General features: G+C 43.9%; 1 protein-coding gene. It reads left to right on the top strand.

Features of this window, described 5'->3' with window-relative positions; translation table 11 throughout:
- Window positions 1–749, top strand: a 749-nt coding sequence (locus AWH02_RS02950; protein WP_269083741.1) for a prealbumin-like fold domain-containing protein, incomplete at both ends; no start/stop codon positions are given.

Genomic DNA, 749 nt, shown 5'->3' with positions numbered 1-749 from the left:
AAGACTCTAAGGGTGAAGATAACAAAGTCGTAACTAACGGCTCAACTGTGACTGTAACAGACAAAGACGATGATCTTCCACGTAAGGTAACTTTCAGTAAGGTTAGCCTTGGTGGAGAAGAAATCGCAGGTGCTCAAATTAAGATCTACAAGGGCGAGAAAGCTGAAGGAGATGTAGTAGAAAACTGGACTTCAGAAGCTGGTAAGTCTAAAGACTTAAACTTGGCCCCGGGTACGTACACCTTCCATGAGGAAGCAGCTCCAACTGGTTACCTCAAAGTAACGGATATCACTTTCCAAGTCAAAACTGACGGTACAGTGGAAGTGACAAACGTTGGAGAAAAAGACTCTAAGGGTGAAGACAACAAGGTCGTAACCGATGGTTCTAAAGTAACTGTAACCGATAAAGATGATGATCTTCCACGTAAGATTACCTTCAGCAAGGTCAGCCTTGGTGGAGAAGAAATCGCGGGAGCTCAGATCAAGATCTACAAGGGCGATAAGGCAGAAGGAGATGCAGTAGAAAACTGGACTTCAGAAGCTGGTAAGTCTAAAGATCTCAACTTGGCCCCGGGTACGTACACCTTCCATGAGGAAGCAGCTCCAACCGGTTACCTCAAAGTAACGGATATTACTTTCCAAGTCAAAAATGACGGTACAGTGGAAGTGACAAACGTTGGAGAAAAAGACTCTAAGGGTGAAGACAACAAGGTAGTAACCGATGGTTCAAAAGTAAATGTAACCGATAAA

It is taken from the genome of Streptococcus gordonii (assembly GCF_001553855.1).
In the GTDB taxonomy this organism is placed as follows: Bacteria; Bacillota; Bacilli; order Lactobacillales; family Streptococcaceae; genus Streptococcus; species Streptococcus gordonii.
Note: the sequence above shows the minus strand (reverse complement) of the source record. Positions and strands in the feature narration are given on the sequence as shown.